Source organism: Collinsella sp. AM33-4BH (genome assembly GCF_003469205.1).
Taxonomy (GTDB): Bacteria; Actinomycetota; Coriobacteriia; order Coriobacteriales; family Coriobacteriaceae; genus Collinsella.
This window is the reverse complement of the sequence record NZ_QSIN01000004.1, coordinates 91,685-112,082: the sequence shown is the minus strand read 5'-3', so window position 1 is coordinate 112,082 and position 20,398 is coordinate 91,685. Positions and strand designations below refer to the sequence as shown.

General features: G+C 59.9%; 15 protein-coding genes. 13 read left to right on the top strand and 2 right to left on the bottom strand.

Going from position 1 to position 20,398, the window contains the following annotated elements; genetic code table 11:
- Positions 1-19 precede the first annotated feature (19 nt).
- Both DW821_RS04500 and DW821_RS04495 read left to right on the top strand, forming a co-directional pair.
- The gene (locus DW821_RS04500; protein ID WP_117635359.1) at positions 20-1,396 is read left to right on the top strand and encodes an alpha-amylase family glycosyl hydrolase; all 1,377 of its coding nucleotides are present in this window, start codon (positions 20-22) and stop codon (positions 1,394-1,396) included.
- Positions 1,397-1,399: 3 nt separating this feature from the next.
- The gene (locus DW821_RS04495) at positions 1,400-1,963 is read left to right on the top strand and encodes a DNA-deoxyinosine glycosylase (RefSeq protein ID WP_117635358.1); all 564 of its coding nucleotides are present in this window, start codon (positions 1,400-1,402) and stop codon (positions 1,961-1,963) included.
- A 1-nt stretch (position 1,964) separates the two neighbouring features.
- Here the strand turns inward: DW821_RS04495 and DW821_RS04490 are convergent, their stop codons facing one another.
- A complete protein-coding gene (locus DW821_RS04490; protein WP_118065814.1) occupies positions 1,965-2,624 on the bottom strand; it encodes a hypothetical protein in 660 nt (219 codons plus the stop codon).
- Between the two features lie 93 nt (positions 2,625-2,717).
- On the opposite strand from DW821_RS04490, the gene DW821_RS04485 reads away from it, so the two are divergent.
- From DW821_RS04485 to DW821_RS04470, 4 genes are all read left to right on the top strand, one after another.
- The gene (locus DW821_RS04485; RefSeq protein WP_118065812.1) at positions 2,718-3,854 is read left to right on the top strand and encodes a pyridoxal phosphate-dependent aminotransferase; all 1,137 of its coding nucleotides are present in this window, start codon (positions 2,718-2,720) and stop codon (positions 3,852-3,854) included.
- Positions 3,855-4,359: 505 nt separating this feature from the next.
- Positions 4,360-4,881 carry a 50S ribosomal protein L10 gene (gene rplJ, locus DW821_RS04480; RefSeq protein ID WP_089572500.1) on the top strand — a complete coding sequence of 174 codons (522 nt, stop codon included), beginning with the start codon at positions 4,360-4,362 and terminating at the stop codon, positions 4,879-4,881.
- A gap of 102 nt (positions 4,882-4,983) precedes the next feature.
- Complete coding sequence (gene rplL, locus DW821_RS04475; RefSeq protein ID WP_006235005.1) at positions 4,984-5,361, top strand: 50S ribosomal protein L7/L12; 378 nt, start codon at positions 4,984-4,986, stop codon at positions 5,359-5,361.
- A gap of 313 nt (positions 5,362-5,674) precedes the next feature.
- On the top strand, positions 5,675-6,583 hold the full coding sequence (locus tag DW821_RS04470; RefSeq protein ID WP_117716442.1) for a UTP--glucose-1-phosphate uridylyltransferase: 909 nt from the start codon (positions 5,675-5,677) through the stop codon (positions 6,581-6,583).
- Between the two features lie 82 nt (positions 6,584-6,665).
- Here the strand turns inward: DW821_RS04470 and DW821_RS04465 are convergent, their stop codons facing one another.
- Positions 6,666-7,691: a YafY family protein gene (locus DW821_RS04465; protein WP_118065810.1), complete on the bottom strand. Its 1,026-nt coding sequence runs from the start codon at positions 7,689-7,691 to the stop codon at positions 6,666-6,668.
- 269 nt (positions 7,692-7,960) lie between these two features.
- On the opposite strand from DW821_RS04465, the gene DW821_RS04460 reads away from it, so the two are divergent.
- The 7 genes from DW821_RS04460 (at position 7,961) to DW821_RS04430 (ending at position 20,367) form a co-directional block, all read left to right on the top strand.
- On the top strand, positions 7,961-8,659 hold the full coding sequence (locus DW821_RS04460; protein WP_118065808.1) for a hypothetical protein: 699 nt from the start codon (positions 7,961-7,963) through the stop codon (positions 8,657-8,659).
- Positions 8,660-8,806: 147 nt separating this feature from the next.
- Positions 8,807-9,091, top strand: a complete 285-nt coding sequence (locus DW821_RS04455) for a hypothetical protein (protein ID WP_118065806.1) — start codon at positions 8,807-8,809, stop codon at positions 9,089-9,091.
- Positions 9,091-9,996 carry a hypothetical protein gene (locus tag DW821_RS04450; protein WP_118065804.1) on the top strand — a complete coding sequence of 302 codons (906 nt, stop codon included), beginning with the start codon at positions 9,091-9,093 and terminating at the stop codon, positions 9,994-9,996. The genes DW821_RS04455 and DW821_RS04450 overlap by 1 nt, the downstream gene beginning before the upstream one ends.
- A 336-nt stretch (positions 9,997-10,332) precedes the next feature.
- Positions 10,333-11,091: a hypothetical protein gene (locus tag DW821_RS04445; protein ID WP_118065802.1), complete on the top strand. Its 759-nt coding sequence runs from the start codon at positions 10,333-10,335 to the stop codon at positions 11,089-11,091.
- A gap of 92 nt (positions 11,092-11,183) precedes the next feature.
- The gene (locus tag DW821_RS04440) at positions 11,184-12,014 is read left to right on the top strand and encodes a hypothetical protein (RefSeq protein WP_118065800.1); all 831 of its coding nucleotides are present in this window, start codon (positions 11,184-11,186) and stop codon (positions 12,012-12,014) included.
- Between the two features lie 439 nt (positions 12,015-12,453).
- Positions 12,454-15,882 (top strand): DNA-directed RNA polymerase subunit beta, encoded by a 3,429-nt coding sequence (locus DW821_RS04435; protein ID WP_233552998.1) that lies wholly within the window; start codon positions 12,454-12,456, stop codon positions 15,880-15,882.
- A gap of 6 nt (positions 15,883-15,888) precedes the next feature.
- Complete coding sequence (locus DW821_RS04430; RefSeq protein ID WP_199584268.1) at positions 15,889-20,367, top strand: DNA-directed RNA polymerase subunit beta'; 4,479 nt, start codon at positions 15,889-15,891, stop codon at positions 20,365-20,367.
- Positions 20,368-20,398: the final 31 nt, after the last annotated feature.

The following is a 20,398-nucleotide window of genomic DNA, read 5'->3' as shown; positions in this document are numbered from 1 at the left end:
AGCTTACCGGGAGGTTGCTATGTGGGCATACGAGACGACGTTCTATCAGATCTATCCGCTGGGCTTTTGCGGAGCTCCGCGCGAAAACGCCGCCCCCGTTGCCGAGGATGAACTCGCCCAGGCTGCCAACGCTGCGCCCAACCCCGATGCGCCCATCATGAAGATCGCCCAATGGGCCGACTACCTGCAGGAACTCGGCGTTGGCGCCGTGCTCATCAATCCGCCGCTCGAGTCCGATAGCCATGGCTACGACACGCGCAGCCTGCGCCATATCGACCGTCGCTTGGGTGGGGATGCCGACTTTGCCGCCGTATGCGACACGCTGCATGCCCACGGCATCCGCGTGGTGCTCGACGCCGTCTTCAACCACGTCGGTCGTGGCTTTTGGGCCTTCCGCGATGTGCAAGAGCGCAAGTGGGACTCGCCGTACAAGGACTGGTTCCACATTAGCTTTGACGGTGATTCCTGCTATGGCGACGGCTTTTGGTACGAGGGCTGGGAGGGCCATTTTGAGCTTGTGAAGCTCAACTTGCAAAATCCCGCCGTGGTCGATTACCTGCTCGAGTCCGTGCGCCGTTGGGCCGACGTCTTTGGCGTCGACGGCCTGCGTCTGGACGTTGCCTATATGCTCGACCGCGATTTCATGCGTCGTCTGCATAGCTTTGCCCGTGAGCTCAAGCCCGACTTCGTGATGATCGGCGAGACGCTCCACGGCGACTACAACCAGATCGTCAACGACGAGATGCTCGACTCCTGCACCAACTACGAGTGCTACAAGGGCCTGTACTCCAGCTTTAACTCGGTCAACATGTTCGAGATCGCCCATTCGCTGCACCGTCAGTTTGGCGGCGATCCGTGGTGCATCTACCGCGGCAAGCACCTGCTGTCGTTTGTCGACAACCACGACGTGCCGCGCCTGGCAAGCATCCTCACCGACAAGTCGTGCCTGCGTCCCGCCTATGGCATGCTCTTTGGCATGCCGGGCATTCCGTGCGTCTACTATGGCAGCGAGTGGGGAATTGCTGGCGAAAAGGGCGGCCCCGATGGCGACTGGGCGCTGCGCCCTGCGCTCGATGAGCCTGCGCCTAACGAGCTGACGGCGTTCGTCACGCAGCTCGCGCACCTTCGCTCGGCAAACGACGCGGCGGCCCGCGCTCTCAACTATGGCGCGTACCGCAACGTGGTGATCCAGAACAAGCAGCTGCTGTTCGAGCGCGCCTGCGACGACGCGACGGTGCTCGTGGCGGTCAATGCCGTGAACGAGCCCTATACCTTTGGAGCCGGCGAGCTCAACGGCTCCTTTGTCGATTTGCTTGCCGACGGCGTGCCCACGGTCGAGCTGACGGGCTCCCTTGAGCTTGCGCCCTACGAGGTGCGCTATCTGTTGAGGGCCTAGGCCATGGCAGCGTCTGACGAGGGCTATCAACATATTGAGCATGGGTTTGAGCCCGTGTTTGACGAGCGCTCGCGCGTTTTGGTGCTCGGGTCGTTTCCCTCGGTGCTTTCGCGCGCCAATGCCTTTTATTATGGCAATCCTCAGAACCGCTTTTGGCGCGTGCTGGCCGCGTGCCTCGGTTCGCCTGTGCCGCCCAACGAGGGCGACGCTTTGGCAGGTAACGAGCCAGCGACGCTCGACGCCTCGATTGCCGCCAAGCGATCCATGCTGCTGAACGGCGGCGTGGCCCTGTGGGACGTGATCGAGAGCTGCGACATTAAGGGCTCGAGTGACGCGAGCATTCGTAACGTTGTACCGGCAGATATCGAGCGCATTACCGGCGCAGCTCCCATTGAGCAGGTGATATGCAACGGTGGTACAGCTGGCCGGCTCTACAAGCGCTATCTACAAGAACGCACCGGGCTGCCCGCCATCGTACTGCCCTCGACAAGCCCCGCCAATGCCGCCTGGCGCCTAGAACGTCTTGTTGAGCGTTGGCGCGAAGCCGTTGGCTGGGCGGCGCTGTAATTTAGATATCTGATTGGGCGCGGGTGCCGAGGCGTTTCATGATGGCATGCCAGATCGGTGCGGGCAGTGCAGGCTTGACGCGCACCATGCCGTCGGCATCGACGCCACCGGCATTGCCACCGCCAAGCAACTGCGCATGTTCAATGGAGCAGCCCATGCGCACAGCGCCCACAAGCTTATCCATCGCTTCCGAAAAAGGCCGGCGCAAGAGGCCCATGCGCGGGGAGCGACGAAGCGCCGCAATGCCGCTGCCGGCGCAGATGACAACGCCGCCACACCACAATTGGCCCTGGCGCTCGCATGCCTTGTGCAGACGAACGGCGGCCCCGCGCGCCTGCTCAGCGCCCTCTTGTGCGGCTTGAATCATGGCATAGACACGCGTTCCCGTACCGCCAAGGCGATCGAGTATCTGCTCGACGGCGGTCATTGCCTCATCGTCAAATGCATCATCAACGGCGAGCACTATGCCATCGACTGCACCGACGTCATTTGTCTTCAAGTCAACCGGGTGGGGGAGTGCGGTGCCGGAAAGCCGGGCATAGGCCGCGATGGCATCCTGCAGGTCCCAAAGCAAAAACTCAAGATCGGTGCTCTCGGGAATACTGATATACGCAATGGTTTGCAACGTTTTTGGTACATCGCCGCGTGCGGTCGTCTCCATGCCGCCTCCTTTCCGGTTCGTTTCCGTTTAGGTTACACCGTCTGGCGGCGCCTCGCCGCGCTATCCTAGTGCAACCCTTACGAAAGGAACGCCATGCGTCTGCCTATGAACACCTCGCTTGCCACGCTCAAGCCCTCCGGCATCCGCCGGATCAACGCGCTCGCCGCCCAGCACCCAGGGTGCATCGCGCTTGCGCTTGGCGAGCCCGATTTTCCCACGCCCGATGTGATTAGCGCCGAGGTGACGGCCTCGCTCGACCGCGGCGACACGCACTATCCGCCCAACAACGGTCGCCCCGCCCTGCGCGAGGTACTGTCTGCCTACATGGGGGATGCGCGCCTGGCGTTTTCCGCCGACGAGGTCATCCTGACCGACGGCGCGACCGAGGCCCTGTCGGCAACATTCATGGCTATGCTCAACCCCGGCGACGAGGTTATTATCCCCACGCCGGCTTTTGGTCTGTACGAGAGCATCGTCGTGGCCAATCACGCCAAAGCGGTCTTTTTGGATACGGAACCTGCGCAATTTCAGGTTGACGAGGAAGCGCTTCGCGCCTGTGTGACCCCAGCGACCAAGGCCATCGTCATCTGCTCGCCCAACAATCCCACGGGCTGCATCCTCAACGCGGCATCGCTCGATGCCGTGGCGCGCGTGGCGGAACAGACGGGCATCTACGTGGTCTGCGACGACGTGTACAACCGCCTCGTCTATGTGGATGGCTACGAGCGCTTTGCCCAGCGCCACCCGGAGCTGCGCGAGCAGACGGTGGTCATCGAGAGCTTCTCCAAGCCCTGGGCCATGACCGGCTGGCGCTTGGGCTGGCTCGCAGCCGCAGCTCCCGTTATCGCCGAGGTCGCAAAAGCTCACCAATACCTAGTATCGAGTGCCGTCTCCTTCGAAATGGACGCCGCAGCTCGAGCCCTCACCGTCGACCCAACCCCCATGCTCGAAGTCTACCGAGCCCGCCGCGAACGCGTACTCGCAGCCTTAAACGCCATGGGCCTCGATGCAGTAGAGCCCGCAGGAGCCTTCTATACCTTCCCCAGCATCAAACAGTACGGCCTAACAAGCGAAGCCTTCTGCATCAAAGCCATCAAAGAGGCCAACGTAGCCCTAGTTCCCGGAAACTGCTTCGGAACCGAAGGCCACATCCGCCTCAGCTACTGCGTCTCCGACCAAGATTTGGACGAAGGCCTCCACCGCCTGTCCACCTTCATTTCGACTTTGTAGTCCTCAGGGATGCAACACATCAGCCCACCGACCCAAGCATTATGAGTGGGGCGCGCCGGCCAACGGACACGAGGATTCGCAGCAAAGGCAACGTAGCTCCGACCGGGAGGGGCAGGGCGAGTTTTCCGTAGATTCCGCACGAGCCGAAGGCCACTTAATGTGGCCTTCGTGCGAGCCCAGGACTTGACCGAGCGGAAAACTCGCCCTGCCCCTCCCGGTCGGAGCGTATGCAGGGTTTGTGTACGAATCCTCGTGTCCGTTGACCGACGCCGGGGTCCCCGCCATAATAATTTCGGTTCACGCACGAATCCGCTGCCAGAGACAGCCGGCGCAAACGGGCATTTGCCCGCAAGCTTAATGGGACATCCCGCCAGCCGAGGTGGTCGAGTAGATATGTCTTCTCGCCCCCGTCGCTCATGCAGCGCGGGGGCTTTCTTTTTGGACATGCCCCCGTCACGTCCTTGTGGCGGACCGTGCCCGGAAAGAATTCGAGGAGGTGTAATTCATGCCCCAGCAGTACAAAATCGACAAGGTTGCAGAGATCGAGTCCCGTATCGCCGAGAACGCCGGTCTGTTCGTTGTCAACTACAACGGTCTGACGGTTAAGCAGGCTCAGGAGCTGCGTCATCAGCTTCGCGAGTGCGGCGCCGAGATGAAGGTCTACAAGAACAACCTGGTCAAGATCGCTCTCAAGAACCAGGAGCAGCCCGAGCTCGACGAGATCCTCGCCGGCCCTGTCGCTTATGTGTTCTACGAGACCGAGCCGGTCGAGGCCGCTAAGGCCCTTAAGGACTTCTCCGCTAAGTCCAAGGGCGTCCTTGAGATCAAGGGCGGTATCTCCGACGGCAAGGCCGTTTCCGCTGATGATGTTAAGGCTATCGCCGAGCTGCCCACCAAGGATCAGCTTCTCGGCCAGATCGCCGGTCTCATCTCCGGTTTCGCTCGCGACATCGCTGTCTGCGTCAACGGCGTTTCCTCTGGTCTCGCTCGTTCGATCCAGCAGGTCTCCGAGCAGAAGGCAGCCTAGTCGCTGTTTTCACCCGCGGCGGCAACGCCGCACCCCAGGCGCATTCGCGCCGTGTTTTAACTGATCTCCGTGCACAGACACGGAAACCGAAAGGACTTAGAAATGGCTAAGCTTACCACCGATGAGATCATCGATGCTCTTAAGGAAATGACCCTTCTCGAGGCTTCCGAGCTCGTCAAGGCTATCGAGGACACCTTCGGCGTTTCCGCCGCTGCTCCTGCCGCTGTTGTCGCCGCTCCCGCTGCTGGCGCTGCTGAGGCCGAGGAGAAGACCGAGTTTGACGTCGTGCTCGAGGGCTTCGGCGACAACAAGATCCAGGTCATCAAGGCCGTCCGTGAGCTCACCAACCTTGGCCTGAAGGAGGCCAAGGAGGTCGTCGAGGGCGCTCCCAAGGCTGTTCTCGAGGGTGCCAAGAAGGAGGACGCCGAGGCTGCCAAGGAGAAGCTCGAGGCTGCTGGCGCTGCTGTCACCCTCAAGTAATCAGGCTTTCTCGCCAGATTTCTTTGCAGACGGGGTTCGCATTGCGAGCCCCGTCTTTTTTGTTTTGGCCCCTCATCCCCATTGCTCGGAACGCAGAACACCGTTGTCTTCGCCGTGCCAATCCCGTTGCCGCTGGGGCGCAAAATTGCACCATTCGAGCAATAATTTGCGTTGACCTGCTGAAGAATTGCGTTTGCCTTACGGCGACGTATGTCTCCGGCGGTAAGATACTTCGGTATCGCAATTTGGTCTGCGGCCACCGTGCCGCACGCACAGGGCGCATTCTGCGCCTGCGAAAGGATCCTTGAATAACATGAAGGCAATCATCCCCGCCGCCGGTCTTGGCACGCGTTTTCTGCCTGGCACCAAGTGCACGCCCAAAGAGATGCTGCCGGTGCTCGACAAGCCGGTCATCCAGTATGTCGTTGAGGAGGCGCTCGACCCCGAGGAGGTTGACGACGCCATCATCGTTACCTCGCCCGGCAAGCCCGAGCTGCTGAGCTACTTCCAGCCCGATCGTTCGCTCGAGAACCTGCTGCGCGAGCGCGGTAAGGACGCCTACGCCGACGCCGTCGCCCATGCGGGTGGTATGCCGGTCGACTTCCGTTATCAGTACGAGCCCAAGGGCCTCGGTCACGCCATTCGCTCTGCCGCCGACGCTGTAGCGGGGGAGAACTTTCTGGTTCTTCTGGGCGACTACGTTGTGCCTAACCGCGACATCTGCGACAAGATGCTCGCCGTTTCCAAGGAGCACGGTGGCGCTTCGGTTATCGCCGTCGCTGCTTGCTCGCCCGAGGAAGTCAGCCGCTACGGCGTTATCGCCGGCGAGCGCGTCGGTTCGCTCGAGGGCGCCGAGGGCGTTGCCGATGCCGAGCCGGGCGCTGTCTGGCGCATCGGCGGTCTGGTCGAGAAGCCTGCTCCCGAGGCGGCTCCGTCCAACCTGTACATCGTCGGTCGTTACCTGCTGAGCCCGCTGGTCATGGACCTGCTCGCTGATCAGCAGGCCGGTAAGGGCGGCGAGATCCAGCTTACCGACGCCATGGCCCGCTCGCTCGATCGTGAGGCCATGTACGCTGTCGTCATCGACCCGCTCTCGGGCTACGACACCGGCACCCCGTCTGGCTGGATGGCCACCAACGCCCTCATGGCCGCAAGCGATCCTCGCTTTGCCAGCGCCTTCTGGGACGCCATCGACGAGCGCGGCGGATTGATGCGCAAGTAAGGCAACGCTTGGGATAGGCCTGTTCAAATAGCTAAGATCAACAAACCACCGTGGTTTTCTACACCGCGGTGGTTTCTTGTTATCAGGGGATATTTCTGCTGTACTGGGCAAGCATCGATTGAGCGTCTTTTGCAAGCTCCTTGCGCAGCTCTTCCGGGGCGAGCGTCTCGATGTTCTCTGAGTTTTGCCTGATCCAATATCGTATGGCGTTGAGGTTCGCCTCGACCTGAAGATCAATAAACTCGCTGTTGCACGCGATGACGTGCGCATGTACCCCAAAGGCGTCAAAGACGCGCAGAAGCGCGCGGGCGGTGTTGCGTACGCGAATGGTTACCGGTGTGTCGCCTTGAAACATCATAAAGTGTTTTTGCTGGTAGTCGGTGAGATCCTGCTTTGTTAGCGACCTATTCACCTTGATATCGACCAGCTCGATATCAAACAGCACATCGATTCTAAAATGGTAGATTTGTTTGGCATTGTTGGGGTACGTTGCCAATAAGTAGTACTTTCCACCGCTCGTTACGATTTGCCTGGGGTCGACCTCGCTCATGTGCTCCGTTTTTCTGAGGGCAAGTGTTTTTCCCTCTGGAGCGTATCTGCCCCATAGAAACCTTATGCGCTTCTTTTGAGTGATGGCCTGGTCGAGTATGCCGATATTGGTGAGCAGCCGATTGACAACCGTTCGTTCCTTGCGGGCGTCAGCCGAGACCACGTTCTTGAGAGTGCTGACCCCCGACTGGGGATTAAGGGATGCAAGTTTGTCGAGCAGCTCGCGTTTCTGCACCTGCGGAAGCGGTGCCGACATTGCTCCATCTCCGAGAAATCTGATCTCGGCTTCGCTGAAATCGTGTATCCAATACAGACGCGTAATCGTTGTCTGCTTGCTGCCGTCGGGCTGCACTCGTATACGCTCATGGTATCCCAGATTGTCTGGATAGTGCTCCAGGAGCGTGGCGATGTGACTACTAATCGTATTTCTGCTTAGCGAAAGATTGTATACCCGTTTAAGCTCCTTTTGGATATCGCTCTGGCACATCGGGCTATCTTCGCTTGTACGCCCCCGCAAGATTTCGACAATGAGCAAAGGCGCGAGAAGTTTTGAGTACATGCTCAACTCCTACTGAAGATCTGAAACTATGCACAAAATCCTGTGCATACAAATCCCTATTATGCCAAATGTGCCGAGCAGGGCGAGCGAGTCTCAGGCGAGACGGGTGTGTCAGACGACGTTCACGGGGAAAGGGTTTGGGCTAAGAGGACCATCGTACCTTGAAAACCGCAGAGAGTACAGCAAGGGGAGCCGAATGGGCCGCGCCTGATGTCGTTCGCACGAGCTCGGATTGATAACGATTTTGTGGGCAGAAAGAGGAGTCGCTTATGGATGTGCGCGTTTCTATTCCGGCGAAAAAGTACAACGAAATCGAAGGCTGCTTTGGCTCCGGACATCTCGACAGCATCGTCAACGGTGTCTATTACTGTTCTCCCGATGGATACGGTGGGGGCAGTAGTGTAATCGGCTTCACGGGAAACAGCGATGGCTTCCAGCGTTTTCAGGGCTCCGACAAAACGGCCTACAAGAAACTCAGGCTGATTTTCGATAGCTTTTTCGAAGATTACAAGCGCATCAATCCAGCTTCGCTGCAAACGTTTTACCGGGCATTCAAGGTCAACGTCGTGGCTGAGCTCGAAGACGCGTGTGGCCACGATGTGTTCATCACGCGTTTTGGTATCAAGCAATACGATGGAGCCTATGCGGTGTATCCAAGCTCTATTGATGACCCCGTATTTTGGACCGACAACTGGGCGGAGATGACCGATAAAGACGGTTTTCCGCTCTATGACGCCAAGATCGACCTGACGTTTTATAAGGCATCCGAGGACTTTAATGTTTTAAGGGGGCTGAAGGCTTATTGCCGTCGAACGATGGGGGGCGGATTTACCAAGAAAAGGTTCAATCGGTTTCTCGAGAAGTGCCTCTGCTCTGAGGAAGAGCTGGACGACAGCGTTTTCGATTTGAAGTATACAAAGGCATACGGATGGATGTTCGAGAACCTGGAAGAGCGAGCGTCGATGTGAGGTATCTGATGGCGCGAATGAAAAAGAATTAGTGGTGATAGCTGCTATTCATTTCTCGGTGCCCTAGAAAGTAGCGAGGTTGCAAACGCTGCCCTGGGTCGTTTCGCCCCCGTCCGAACCCTTTACGCACTGAAAGGAAGTGCTGAAATGTCCGCTATCAAGACTCATCTTACCGTCAATCTAGCCCGTAGATGCCTGCCGCTGCTACAGGATGCCCACCGCTCCTATATCTTGGCGCACGAGGGTTTCAAGGACGTTCTCATAGTCGCAGGCGATGCCGTTCCCGCCGATGCCCCCGCCGCCTATGACCCATATAACCTCATGTTTCCCTATCGTTCCGACCCCCGAAACGAGGGTATCGACCCGAGTATCTTCGATGGTTTGTTCCCGAATGGCGTGGATGATGGTTTCGAGGATGCCGAGGTGTTCTAATGTGGCTGTACACCGTATCCGATAAGCCTGAATGGTGGCGGTTCGAGGATGCCCCCGAAACGGTAGAACGCCTGCACGTTTCGCGGAAAGATGTTCGCCGCTATGGGGTTCTTGGCCGAGTCCCCGCCCGCAAGCCCGCCGATGATGCCGAGCGCCCTGACCTCGAATTCTATGCTTTCTCGCGGGCAAAGTTTTATGGCCGGGCTTTCAGCCGCTTTTTTGAGCGCCACGGCGATGTTGAGAGTGTCATGCATGGCGAGTTTATGCACGTCCTCAACCATCGCGACCCGCAAGCCCGCCGCCCGCTGCGTGCGTTGTTCGTCCGTGAGGGCGGTGTGGTCGAGATTAAGGAGTTCCAATCAGGCCATTCGACCTACGCCGCCGTCCTGCATGTGCGCCGCTGGCCGCTCCTGCTGCCGCTGCTCCTTGCTGTGCTGCTCCTGAGCCTCACCCTCTGCGGTTCTGATTCCAGCCCTGCCGCGTTCCTCGAAGGGCAGACCTCAATATCTGGCGCCACTTTTAAGCCCGTCCTGACGACCTCCTATGCGAGCTATTCGGCAACCCCTGACATCGTGTGGAGGGCGGGACAGACACGGCAGGATATGACGCTCTTGCTCCCCGCCACCTGTACCGTGGACGGGAAAGAAGGGTCTAACCCCATCCTGTCAGCGCCCGCCATAGCGGTAGACCTCAACAATAATGGCTCCTTTGAGTCCTCTGAGGTGGTTTTTAACTCCGAGGGTGCCTACCTCCGCGCTGGTGCCGAGCTTCGGCATATAGAACTTTCGAAGAAACTTGATTCGGGCGAGTACGCGGCTCGAACTATCTGGACTTCCGTACTCGCCGAGGACGGCAAGACCCCAGCGGGCACAGCCACATTCGACTGGCATCTCACCGTTAAATAGTTGCGATGCGGTGGCTTGCCCCGCCACCCCGTCCGAGGTGCAGTCTGAGACTGCCAAGGATGATACGTTGAAGGAGCAGGCCGGCACCCACGTTGCCGCCCAGCTCTATAGCACGGGCGGCACTTGGAGTGACGGCGAGGCTACCTGAGCGAACGGGGCCTATGTTGTCACGGTGCCCACCCAGGTGGGATACAAGAACGTGAATGTCGGAAAGGTTGATTTGACAGCGTCCTATGGAGTGACAGTTAAGGGCGTAGCCGGCACAGGCTAGTGCGATGATGGGGTCCGAGGTGGTTCGATTCGCCCCGGACCCCGGTTGTGTGAGGAGGAGAAAACATGGTAGATGTGATTTCGATGCCATCGGCCAACTTGATGGCTTCGTACTTGGGGAAGGAGTACCAACCCAATCGACCGCTGAGCAACTGGGTCCGTTATTGGCAGCATCCCGGGTACGAGATCGATTACCTTTATCTGAAGGAGCATCTCGGATCTGATGAAAAAGGGCGCGCGGATATCATGTTCAGCCCCTGGATGATCATACGGGAGCTATTGAGTCTACGCGGCGAGCGCTGGTATAAGAATGATATCTATCGGGGCAAACTTACTGCTGAGATGCTGGAAGGGCTCCTGCCGCAAGAGGAATATCCTCTCCTCCACATGTTTCTGGGGCTTGCGTACACTCGAGCAAATATGTGGATCCTGCCAGAAGGATGGATGCAGCACCGAGGGCTTTACCCCCTTGTTGACTGTTGCAACGGGGACGGTCTCGGGAGAAAAACCCGTTTCGCCTCGGATTGGGGCGGATGCTGCGACCAGATGCCTCCGACCTTGGCAGATTTGATGCTGGGCGCCGAACAGGGGAAGTATGCCCTTGGAGACCTTGAGTCCTGGGCGAAGAGAAACTGTCTAGAATGCTTCTTTGAAGGCGGAGAGATTGAGTTCCATCACATCAAAGGGGTTTCTGGCTTTGACGAAAGGTTTCATCCTTTTCATGTTCCGGGGTTTCTGGATGCCTACCTTCAGTACGCGATCGACCGTCTCGAAGAGCGGGAGCAACTGCTGAAAAACGCCGAGGCCAACGGCTGGAAGCTCTAAAAGGGCGGACGAATGTGTTAGGTTTTAACTACCCGGATGCAGAGCTTGGGCTGTATGCCGGCTGATTCCGCGAGCGGGAGAGGGGAGAAGAAATGGCAAAACCAGTGGAGCTATACAAAGGCAACGCGGGTGGGAGGTGTCCCGTAGATGTGTACCTCAGAGAAGAAGACGAGGAAGTAAAATTCACCGACCTGAGGACGCTGGTCGATTACTCCATCTTGAATTACACGAGCGAAACCTCAACGGCCCTGGAGCGTCTCGCGTGCTACAAGCTTTCGGGTGATTTTGATCTTGACTGCAGCAAGACGAGTGCCAAGAGATATAGCTTCAAGCCCGTTCAGGATATGTATGAAGTCCTGTGGCCTGTTGATGAGTATCCGAGAGACATCGTTGATTCCGCGGAAACCTTGGTTTCTGCAAGCGCGGCGTTCTGGAGATGCAAGACCGAGAACCAGCCGTATATCAAAAGCAGAAAAATCGATTGGGATTCGTTGCGCGTCGAGGCATCTGAGGCCGAATACGATGACGAATTAAATGATCTGAATGATTTCGCCCATGCGGTTGCAACCATTGGCAATTTCATGCCCGTTCCTAGTGGGCATCAATCATTTCTCCGGTATTCGGGGGAGAGGTATGACCTGGTTCTCAAAAAAATCTGGCAGCATTATTGCGATTCGAGCAAGGACGAGGATGAATTCTTCTGTGCAAAGAAAAATCTGTGCTGGCTCGATTGCTTCGATGGGTGGAACGGATTCGTCGACAAAAACTACCTCAAGGGCTCTTTTGTCGACGATGGCTATCAAATCGTGGCGTTTGACAACACGTTTCGCCAGCTCTCCGAGATGCTTGAGAACAGGTCGCGAGCGATGCACAAGGAATACGAGAAACGCCTCGAGGGCTCGCAACGCTCAGCAACTGCCTAGCGGCTGAATTTCATTTTCGTCTATCGCTCAGACACGTGCGTTCCGATTTTTCGCGTGGTTGTCCGGGGCGGTAGGCAAACGGGTGCGGACTTCGGTCTGCACCCGTTTTTTATTTGGGCTGTGCCCGCGCTTCCATTTCGCAACTCAGCGGTATGCATCAGCAGCTCTGTTCACAGAAAATATATGAACAGATGTTCGATACACATACATCTACCTGCGTGTTTTCTGTCGAAAAACTTTGCTACTCCAAAAACTCTATCGCGTCAAGGCTTTTCTTGCCCAACGGTCGGTACCTGATAAACTATTAAGTTGCGATAACTGGCGAAGCTATGCCTCGCCAACCCACCGAGCATTTCCGTGAAGGAGGAAAAACCTGGTGACCTACGCATACACTGCCACTGAGCGCAAACGCGTCAGCTTCGGGAAAATCCCGGAGGCCATGGAGCTCCCCAACCTTATCTCTGTTCAAAGGGAATCCTTTGAGCGTTTTAAGGACGAGGGCCTTCGTGAGGCGTTCAAGGAATCCAGCCCCATCCAGAGCCAGAACCATGTTCTCGAGGTTACCTTCGGCGAGCATCAGTTTGGCGACCCCGCGCACACCGTCGAGGAGTGCCGAGAGAAGGATATGACCTATCAGGCTCCGCTTCTGACCGACGTCCGTCTCACCAACAAGGAGACCGGCGAGATCAAGGAGCAGCTCGTCTTCATGGGCGACTTCCCCATGATGACCGATCAGGGCACCTTCATCATCAACGGTACCGAGCGTATCGTCGTCTCGCAGCTCGTCCGCTCCCCGGGCGTGTACTACAGCTCCGAGATGGATTCGGGCAAGCAGATCTACAAGGCCCAGATCATCCCGTCCCGCGGTGCCTGGCTTGAGTTTGAGGTCGACAAGCGCGACCAGCTCATGGTCTCCATCGACCGTAAGCGCAAGCAGAGCGCCACGATGTTCCTGCGCGCCCTTGGCATCGCCGTCACCAACGATGACATCATCGAGCTGCTTGGCAACTCCGATGTGATCAAGCGCACCCTGGAGCGCGACACCGCCCTTACCCGCGAGGACGCCCTCATCGAGATCTACCGTCGTCTGCGCCCGGGCGAGCCTCCCACCGTGGACGCTTCCCGCAGCCTGCTCGAGGGTCTGCTCTTTAACCCGCAGCGCTACGATCTGGCCCGCGTCGGTCGTTACAAGGTCAACAAGAAGCTCAACCTCACCACCGAGGAAGAGGTCACGGTGCTCACCGACGAGGATATCGTTGCGACGCTGCGCTACCTCCTGTCCCTCGCTGCCGGCGAGCAGGGTTTCAAGGTCGACGACATCGACCACTTCGGCAACCGCCGTATCCGCACCGTCGGCGAGCTCGTCGCCAACCAGTTCCGTATCGGTATGAGCCGTATGGAGCGCGTCGTCCGTGAGCGCATGAGCTCCCAGGACATCGACGAGATCACCCCGCAGTCGCTCATCAACATCCGCCCGATCGTGGCCTCCATCAAGGAGTTCTTCGGTTCCTCGCAGCTCTCGCAGTTCATGGACCAGGCGAACCCCCTGACCGGTCTGACCCACAAGCGCCGTCTGTCCGCACTCGGCCCTGGTGGTCTTGCCGGCCACAAGTCCGGCTCCAGTCGCCGTACCAACGTGCCGACGGCCGTCCGCGACGTTCACAATTCGCACTACAGCCGCATGTGCCCGATCGAGACCCCCGAAGGCCCCAACATCGGCCTGATCGGCTCGCTCGCCCTCTACGCCCGCGTCAACGAGTATGGCTTCATCGAGGCCCCGTTCCGTCGCGTCGAGAACGGCGTTGCCACCGATCAGATCGACTGGATGACCGCTGACGAGGAAGAGAAGCACGTCATCGCGCCGGCCAACACGCCGCTCGATCCCAAGACCAACGAGTTCATCACGACCGATGCCGAGGGCAAGATTGTCCGTCCGCACGCCGTGATCGCCCGTACCCGCGACTTCGACGGCTCCTTCGGCGCACCCGCCGACGTGCCCGTCGAGGACGTCGACTACATGGACGTCTCGCCGCGTCAGATGCTCTCCGTCGCAGCCACGCTGATCCCGTTCCTTGAGCACGACGACGCTAAGCGTACGCTGATGGGCGCTAACATGCAGCGTCAGGCTGTGCCGCTGGTTCACCCCGCCGCTCCCTATGTCGGTACCGGCATGGAGCGCCGCGCCGCCCTGGACTCTGGCGAGGTCACCCTGGCCAAGAATGCCGGCGAGGTTATCTTTGCCGACGCCGCCAAGATCATCGTCAAGCATGCCGGCGGCATGGATGAGTATCACCTGGCCAAGTACCAGCGCTCCAACCAGTCCACCTGCATCAACCACCGTCCGCTCGTGCGCGTCGGTGACACCGTTGAGCAGGGCGAGCCCCTGGCTGACGGTCCTTCGACCGATCATGGTGAGCTCGCACTGGGTCAGAACCTCACCGTGGCCTACATGCCGTGGGAAGGCTTTAACTACGAGGACGGTATCGTCGTTTCCGAGCGCCTGGTGGCCGAGGACCTGCTGACGACCATCAACATCACCCGCCACGAGATCGACGCCCGCGACACCAAGCTCGGCCCCGAGGAGATCACCCGCGAGATCCCGAACCTCTCCGAGGACATGCTTGCCAACCTCGACGAGGACGGCATCATCCGCATCGGCGCCGAGGTCGGCCCTGGCGACATCCTGGTCGGTAAGGTCACGCCTAAGGGCGAGAGCGCTCTGACCGCCGAGGAGCGCCTGCTGCGCGCCATCTTCGGTGCCAAGGCGCACGATGTCCGCGACACCTCCCTTAAGATGCCTCACGGCGCTTACGGCCGCGTTATCGACGTCGTCCGCTTTAGCCGCGAGAACGGCGACGACCTGGCCCCCGGCGTCAACGAGCAGGTGCGCGTCTACGTCGCCCAGCGTCGTAAGATCCAGCAGGGCGATAAGATCGCCGGCCGCCACGGCAACAAGGGTGTTATCTGTAACGTTCTGCCGGTCGAGGACATGCCCTACATGGCTGACGGTACCCCGATCGACGTTATCCTCAACCCGCTGGGCGTTCCTTCGCGTATGAACGTCGGCCAGCTGCTCGAGTGCCACCTTGGCTGGGCTGCTGCCTGCGGTTGGGATACCGAACAGGCCGACTCCGACAAGTACGTCCCCGGTCCGTTCTTCACCGCCACGCCCGTCTTCGACGGCGCCAAGGAGGACGAGATCGCCGAGGTCATCCGTCGTGCCAACAAGAACATGCTCAACAAGGCCACCGCTGCCTTTGGCGATCACATGCGCCCCGAGTTCGTCACCCAGCTTGACGAGCGCGGCAAGACCCGTCTGTTCGACGGCCGCACCGGTGAGGAGTTCCGCGAGCCCATTACCGTGGGTACGTCCTACATCCTCAAGCTCGGCCACATGGTCGACGACAAGATCCACGCCCGTTCGACCGGCCCTTACAGCCTGGTTACCCAGCAGCCTCTGGGCGGCAAGGCCCAGTTCGGCGGCCAGCGCTTCGGCGAGATGGAAGTTTGGGCACTGTACGCTTACGGTGCTTCCAACGTCCTGCAGGAGATCCTGACCGTCAAGTCCGACGATACCGTGGGCCGCGTCAAGACCTACGAGTCCATCGTCAAGGGCGAGAACGTTCCTGTCCCGGGTATCCCCGAGTCCTTCAAGGTTCTCGTCAAGGAGATTCGCTCCCTCGCACTGGACATCGAGCCCATGCACGATGCCGACGAGGACGCCTCCGCCCCTGTGACCGCCGAGGAGACCTCCGCTCTCGACGACCTGGCTGCGCTCGCCGGCGTTGACGCCGACGTCGAGGCCGAGGATGCCGAGACCGCCGAGGCGCCCGAGGCTGTCGCCGCCACGACCACTGATAAGGAGTAGTTGACTGTGGCAGATTTCGAAGCTACTGATTTTGACTCGGTAAAGATCTCCCTTGCCTCCGCCGACCAGATCCGTTCCTGGTCGCACGGTGAGGTCAAGAAGCCGGAGACCATCAATTACCGTACCCTCAAGCCCGAGAAGGACGGCCTGTTCTGCGAGAAGATCTTCGGTCCCGCCAAGGACTGGGAGTGCTCCTGCGGCAAGTACAAGGGCATCCGCTTTAAGGGCATCGTCTGCGAGCGCTGCGGCGTCGAGGTCACCTCGGCCAAGGTGCGTCGCGACCGCATGGGTCACATCGAGCTCGCCGCTCCCGTGTCCCACATCTGGTACTTCAAGAGCCCCACGAGCTTCCCGATGAGCCGTATGCTCGACATCAAGTCCAAGGACCTCGAGAAGGTTCTGTACTTCGCCAGCTACATCATCACCGAGGTTGACTACGAGGCTCGCGAGGCCGACGCCGACGACCTGCGCGAGGAGCTCGCCGCCGATCTGGAAGAGATCGATGCCGAGTGCGCCCGCCAGATCGAGTCCCTCAAGGAGCAGGGCGACCCCGAGAACTTTGACGAGTTCTCCGACGAGGAGCCGCTGACCCCCGAGGAGATCGCCTCTGGCATCGTCGACATCGAGGAAGAGTGCAAGGACGAGAAGCAGCTCCGCACGGACGCCTTCAACGCCTTCATGAAGCTCACCGAGCGCGACCTCATCTCCGATGAGCCGCTGTTCCGCGAGATGACCCGCTACTACTCCATGTACTTTAAGGGTGGCATGGGTGCCGAGGCCGTCCGCGACCTGCTCGCCGCCATCGATCTGCCCTCCGAGGCCGAGAAGCTCAAGGCCATCATCGCCGACGAGGACTCCCAGAAGCAGAAGCGCGAGAAGGCCGTCAAGCGCCTCGAGGTCGTTGACGCCTTCCTGAAGGGCGGCAACAGCCCCGCGAACATGATTCTGGACGTCATCCCGGTCATTCCGCCCGATCTGCGCCCGATGGTCCAGCTCGACGGCGGCCGCTTCGCCGCGTCCGACCTCAACGACCTGTATCGTCGCGTGATCAACCGCAACAACCGACTCAAGCGCCTGCTCGACCTGGACGCCCCTGCGATCATCGTGAACAACGAGAAGCGCATGCTCCAGGAGTCCGTGGACGCCCTGTTCGACAACGGCCGTCGTGGTCGCCCGGTCTCTGGCCGTGGCGGTCGCCCGCTCAAGTCGCTCGCCGAGGCCCTCAAGGGTAAGCAGGGTCGCTTCCGTCAGAACCTGCTGGGTAAGCGTGTCGACTACTCCGGCCGTTCGGTAATCGTTACCGACCCCAAGCTGCTGCTGCACCAGTGCGGTCTGCCCAAGACCATGGCGCTGGAGCTCTTCAAGCCCTTCGTCATGAAGCGCCTGGTCGAGCTCGGCAAGGTCGAGAACATCAAGGGCGCCAAGCGTGCTATCGACCGTGGTGCCACCTTTGTGTGGGACATCCTCGAAGAGGTCATCGACGGCCGCGTCGTGCTGCTCAACCGTGCACCGACCCTGCACCGTTTGTCCATCCAGGCCTTTGAGCCGGTGCTGGTCGAGGGCAAGGCCATCCACCTGCACCCGCTGGTCTGCTCGCCCTTCAACGCCGACTTCGACGGCGACCAGATGTCCGTCCACGTGCCGCTGTCCAGCCAGGCTCAGGCCGAGGCTCGCGTGCTCATGCTCTCTGCGAACAACCTGCGCTCGCCGGCATCCGGCAAGCCGGTCAACATCCCCTCGCAGGACATGATTATTGGTGTGTACTACCTGACCCAGGTCCGCGACGGTCTGCCGGGCGAGAACCACGTGTTCGCCAGCTTCGACGACGCGCTGCACGCCTATGACTGCCGCTCCGAGGTCGACATGCAGGCCAAGATTCAGGTCCGCGTGTCCGCTGCCGACGCCAATGTCATCAACGAGGACGGCACCCGTATCTTCCGCGTTAAGAACGGCAAGAACGAGTTTGTCGACTACGACGTCACCGGCAACAAGACCGCGCGCTTCGAGACCTCTATCGGCCGCATCATCTTCAACCGCCAGTGCCTGCCCGAAGACTATGAGTTCATGAACTACAAGATGGTCAAGGGCGACGTGGCCAAGCTGGTTGCGGACTGCTGCGATCGTTACCCCGAGGCCAAGGTCGGCCCGATCCTCGACGCCATCAAGTACTCTGGCTTCCACTACGCTACCCGCGCCGGCCTCACCATCTCGGTGTGGGACGCTCTTATCCCTGCCGAGAAGCAGGAGCTGCTCGACCGCGCTCAGGCCAACGTCGACCAGATCAACGAGTACTTCGAGGAGGGCTTCATCAACGAGACGGAGCGCCACATCGAAGTCGTTAACGAGTGGACCGCTTGTACCGATAAGGTCGCAGCGCTCATGCTCGACATGTTCGACGAGGAGAACCCGCTGTACATGATGGCCGACTCCGGCGCCCGTGGTTCTAAGACCCAGCTGCGTCAGCTCGGCGGCATGCGTGGCCTGATGGCAGACATGTCCGGCGAGACGATCGACCTTCCCATTAAGGCGAACTTCCGCGAGGGTCTGCTGCCGCTCGAGTACTTCATTTCGACCTACGGCGCCCGTAAGGGCCTGGTCGATACCGCATCCCACACCTCGGACTCTGGTTACCTGACCCGTCGTCTGGTTGACGTGGCCCAGGACGTCATCGTCCGCGAGGAGGACTGCGGTACGCACGAGGGCGTCACCTACAACCTCATCATCCCCGGCACCACCGACCTCAACACCGACCTTGTTGGCCGTTGCTTCATCCAGGACGTCGTGGCTCCCGATGGCACCGTGCTCTTTGAGCAGGACGGCTACATCGAGAAGGTCGCCGACATCCAGAAGATGGTCGATGCGGGTCTTAAGAAGGTCACCCTTCGCGCGCTGCTCACCTGCCGCTCCAAGTACGGTGTGTGCCAGAAGTGCTACGGCTGGGATCTTTCCACCCGTCGTCCGGTCGCCATCGGTACCGCGGTCGGCATTATTGCCGCCCAGTCCATCGGCGAGCCCGGTACGCAGCTTACGATGCGTACCATTCACTCCGGCGGCGTCGCTGGCGTCGACGATATTACGCAGGGTCTGCCTACGGTCAGCCGTATGTTCGATATCGTCGGCAACGTCAACGAGAAGATCCTGGGTCGCGAGGCCGAGCTGGCTCCGTACTCCGGCCACCTCTCGATTAAGCCCGAGAAGTCCGAGTACGTGCTGACGCTCACCGACTCCGAGGATCACACCCGTGTCCTCGACGAGCGTCGCGTCCCCGCTTCGGTGCGCTTTATGCCCGAGATCGAGGACGGCTGCGAGGTTCGCGCCGGCGATCAGATCACCAAGGGCTTCGTCAACTTCCGCAACCTGCGCAAGCTGACCGACATCGAGTCGACGATGCACACCTTCGTCGAGAGCGTCAAGGACGTCTACACCAGCCAGGGCGTCGACCTGAACGACAAGCACATCGAGGTGCTCGCACGTCAGATGCTGCGTCGCGTTCAGATCACCAACCCCGGTGACTCCAAGTACCTGCTTGGTCAGTACGTCGACCGCTACGAGTTCGCCGACGAGGTCGAGCGCGTTGCCCGTCTGGGTGGTCAGGCTCCCGTGGCCGAGCCCGTCATCCTGGGTACGCTCAAGGTCGCGTCCAACATCGACTCCTGGCTGTCGAGCGCTTCGTTCATCCGCACCGCCGGTGTCCTTACCGAGGCTGCCATCGAGGGCAAGGTCGACCACCTGCTCGACCTTAAGTCCAACGTCATCGTCGGTAAGAAGATCCCGGCTGGTACCGGCCTCAAGCCGTACGCCAACGCCAAGCTGACGTATCGTACGGCCGACGGCTACGTGGACATCGACGGCCCGGCTTCGCCCAACGCCAAGTCGCTGCCCGAGTGGGCTCCGGTTGAGCTCAAGGACCTGGACGAGCAGCTCCCGCAGCAGCTCGACTGGGCCGGCTACGACGAGTTCGGTGGTGCTGACGGTTCGTTCACCCGCAACGGCCACACCATCTCCGCCGAGAAGGCTCGCCTGTACCTGTTCGACGACCTGGGCGTGTCGCAGCGCTGGACCAACAAGTTCAGCGAGGTCGGCATCGAGACGGTCGGCGACCTGGTCGGCAAGTCCGAGGAGGATCTGCTGCGCATCGATGGCATCGGTGCCAAGGCGATCGAGGAGCTCCGCGACGGCCTGGAGGCCCACGACCTGCTCTACATCCTCGAGAACAACGACGACGTTGCCGACGAGGAAGACCTCTCGCAGCTGCTGCAGATGGTCTTTAGCCCCGACGGTCCGGACGACATCCTGCTGGGCACCTCCGCCACGCCGACGCATCACGCCGACGCCGACGAGGAGCTCCTGGGCGCCCCGATCGACGACAAGAAGGCTCCCGCCAACGGTGCCATCAACGAGGACATGGCTTCCCTCGACGAGCTGCTCAACCAGCTCGTGGACACCGATGACGCCGAAGAGGCCAAGGACAACGACGAGGAGTAACTAGTTCCGCCGTTCTAACGAACGGCGGCGA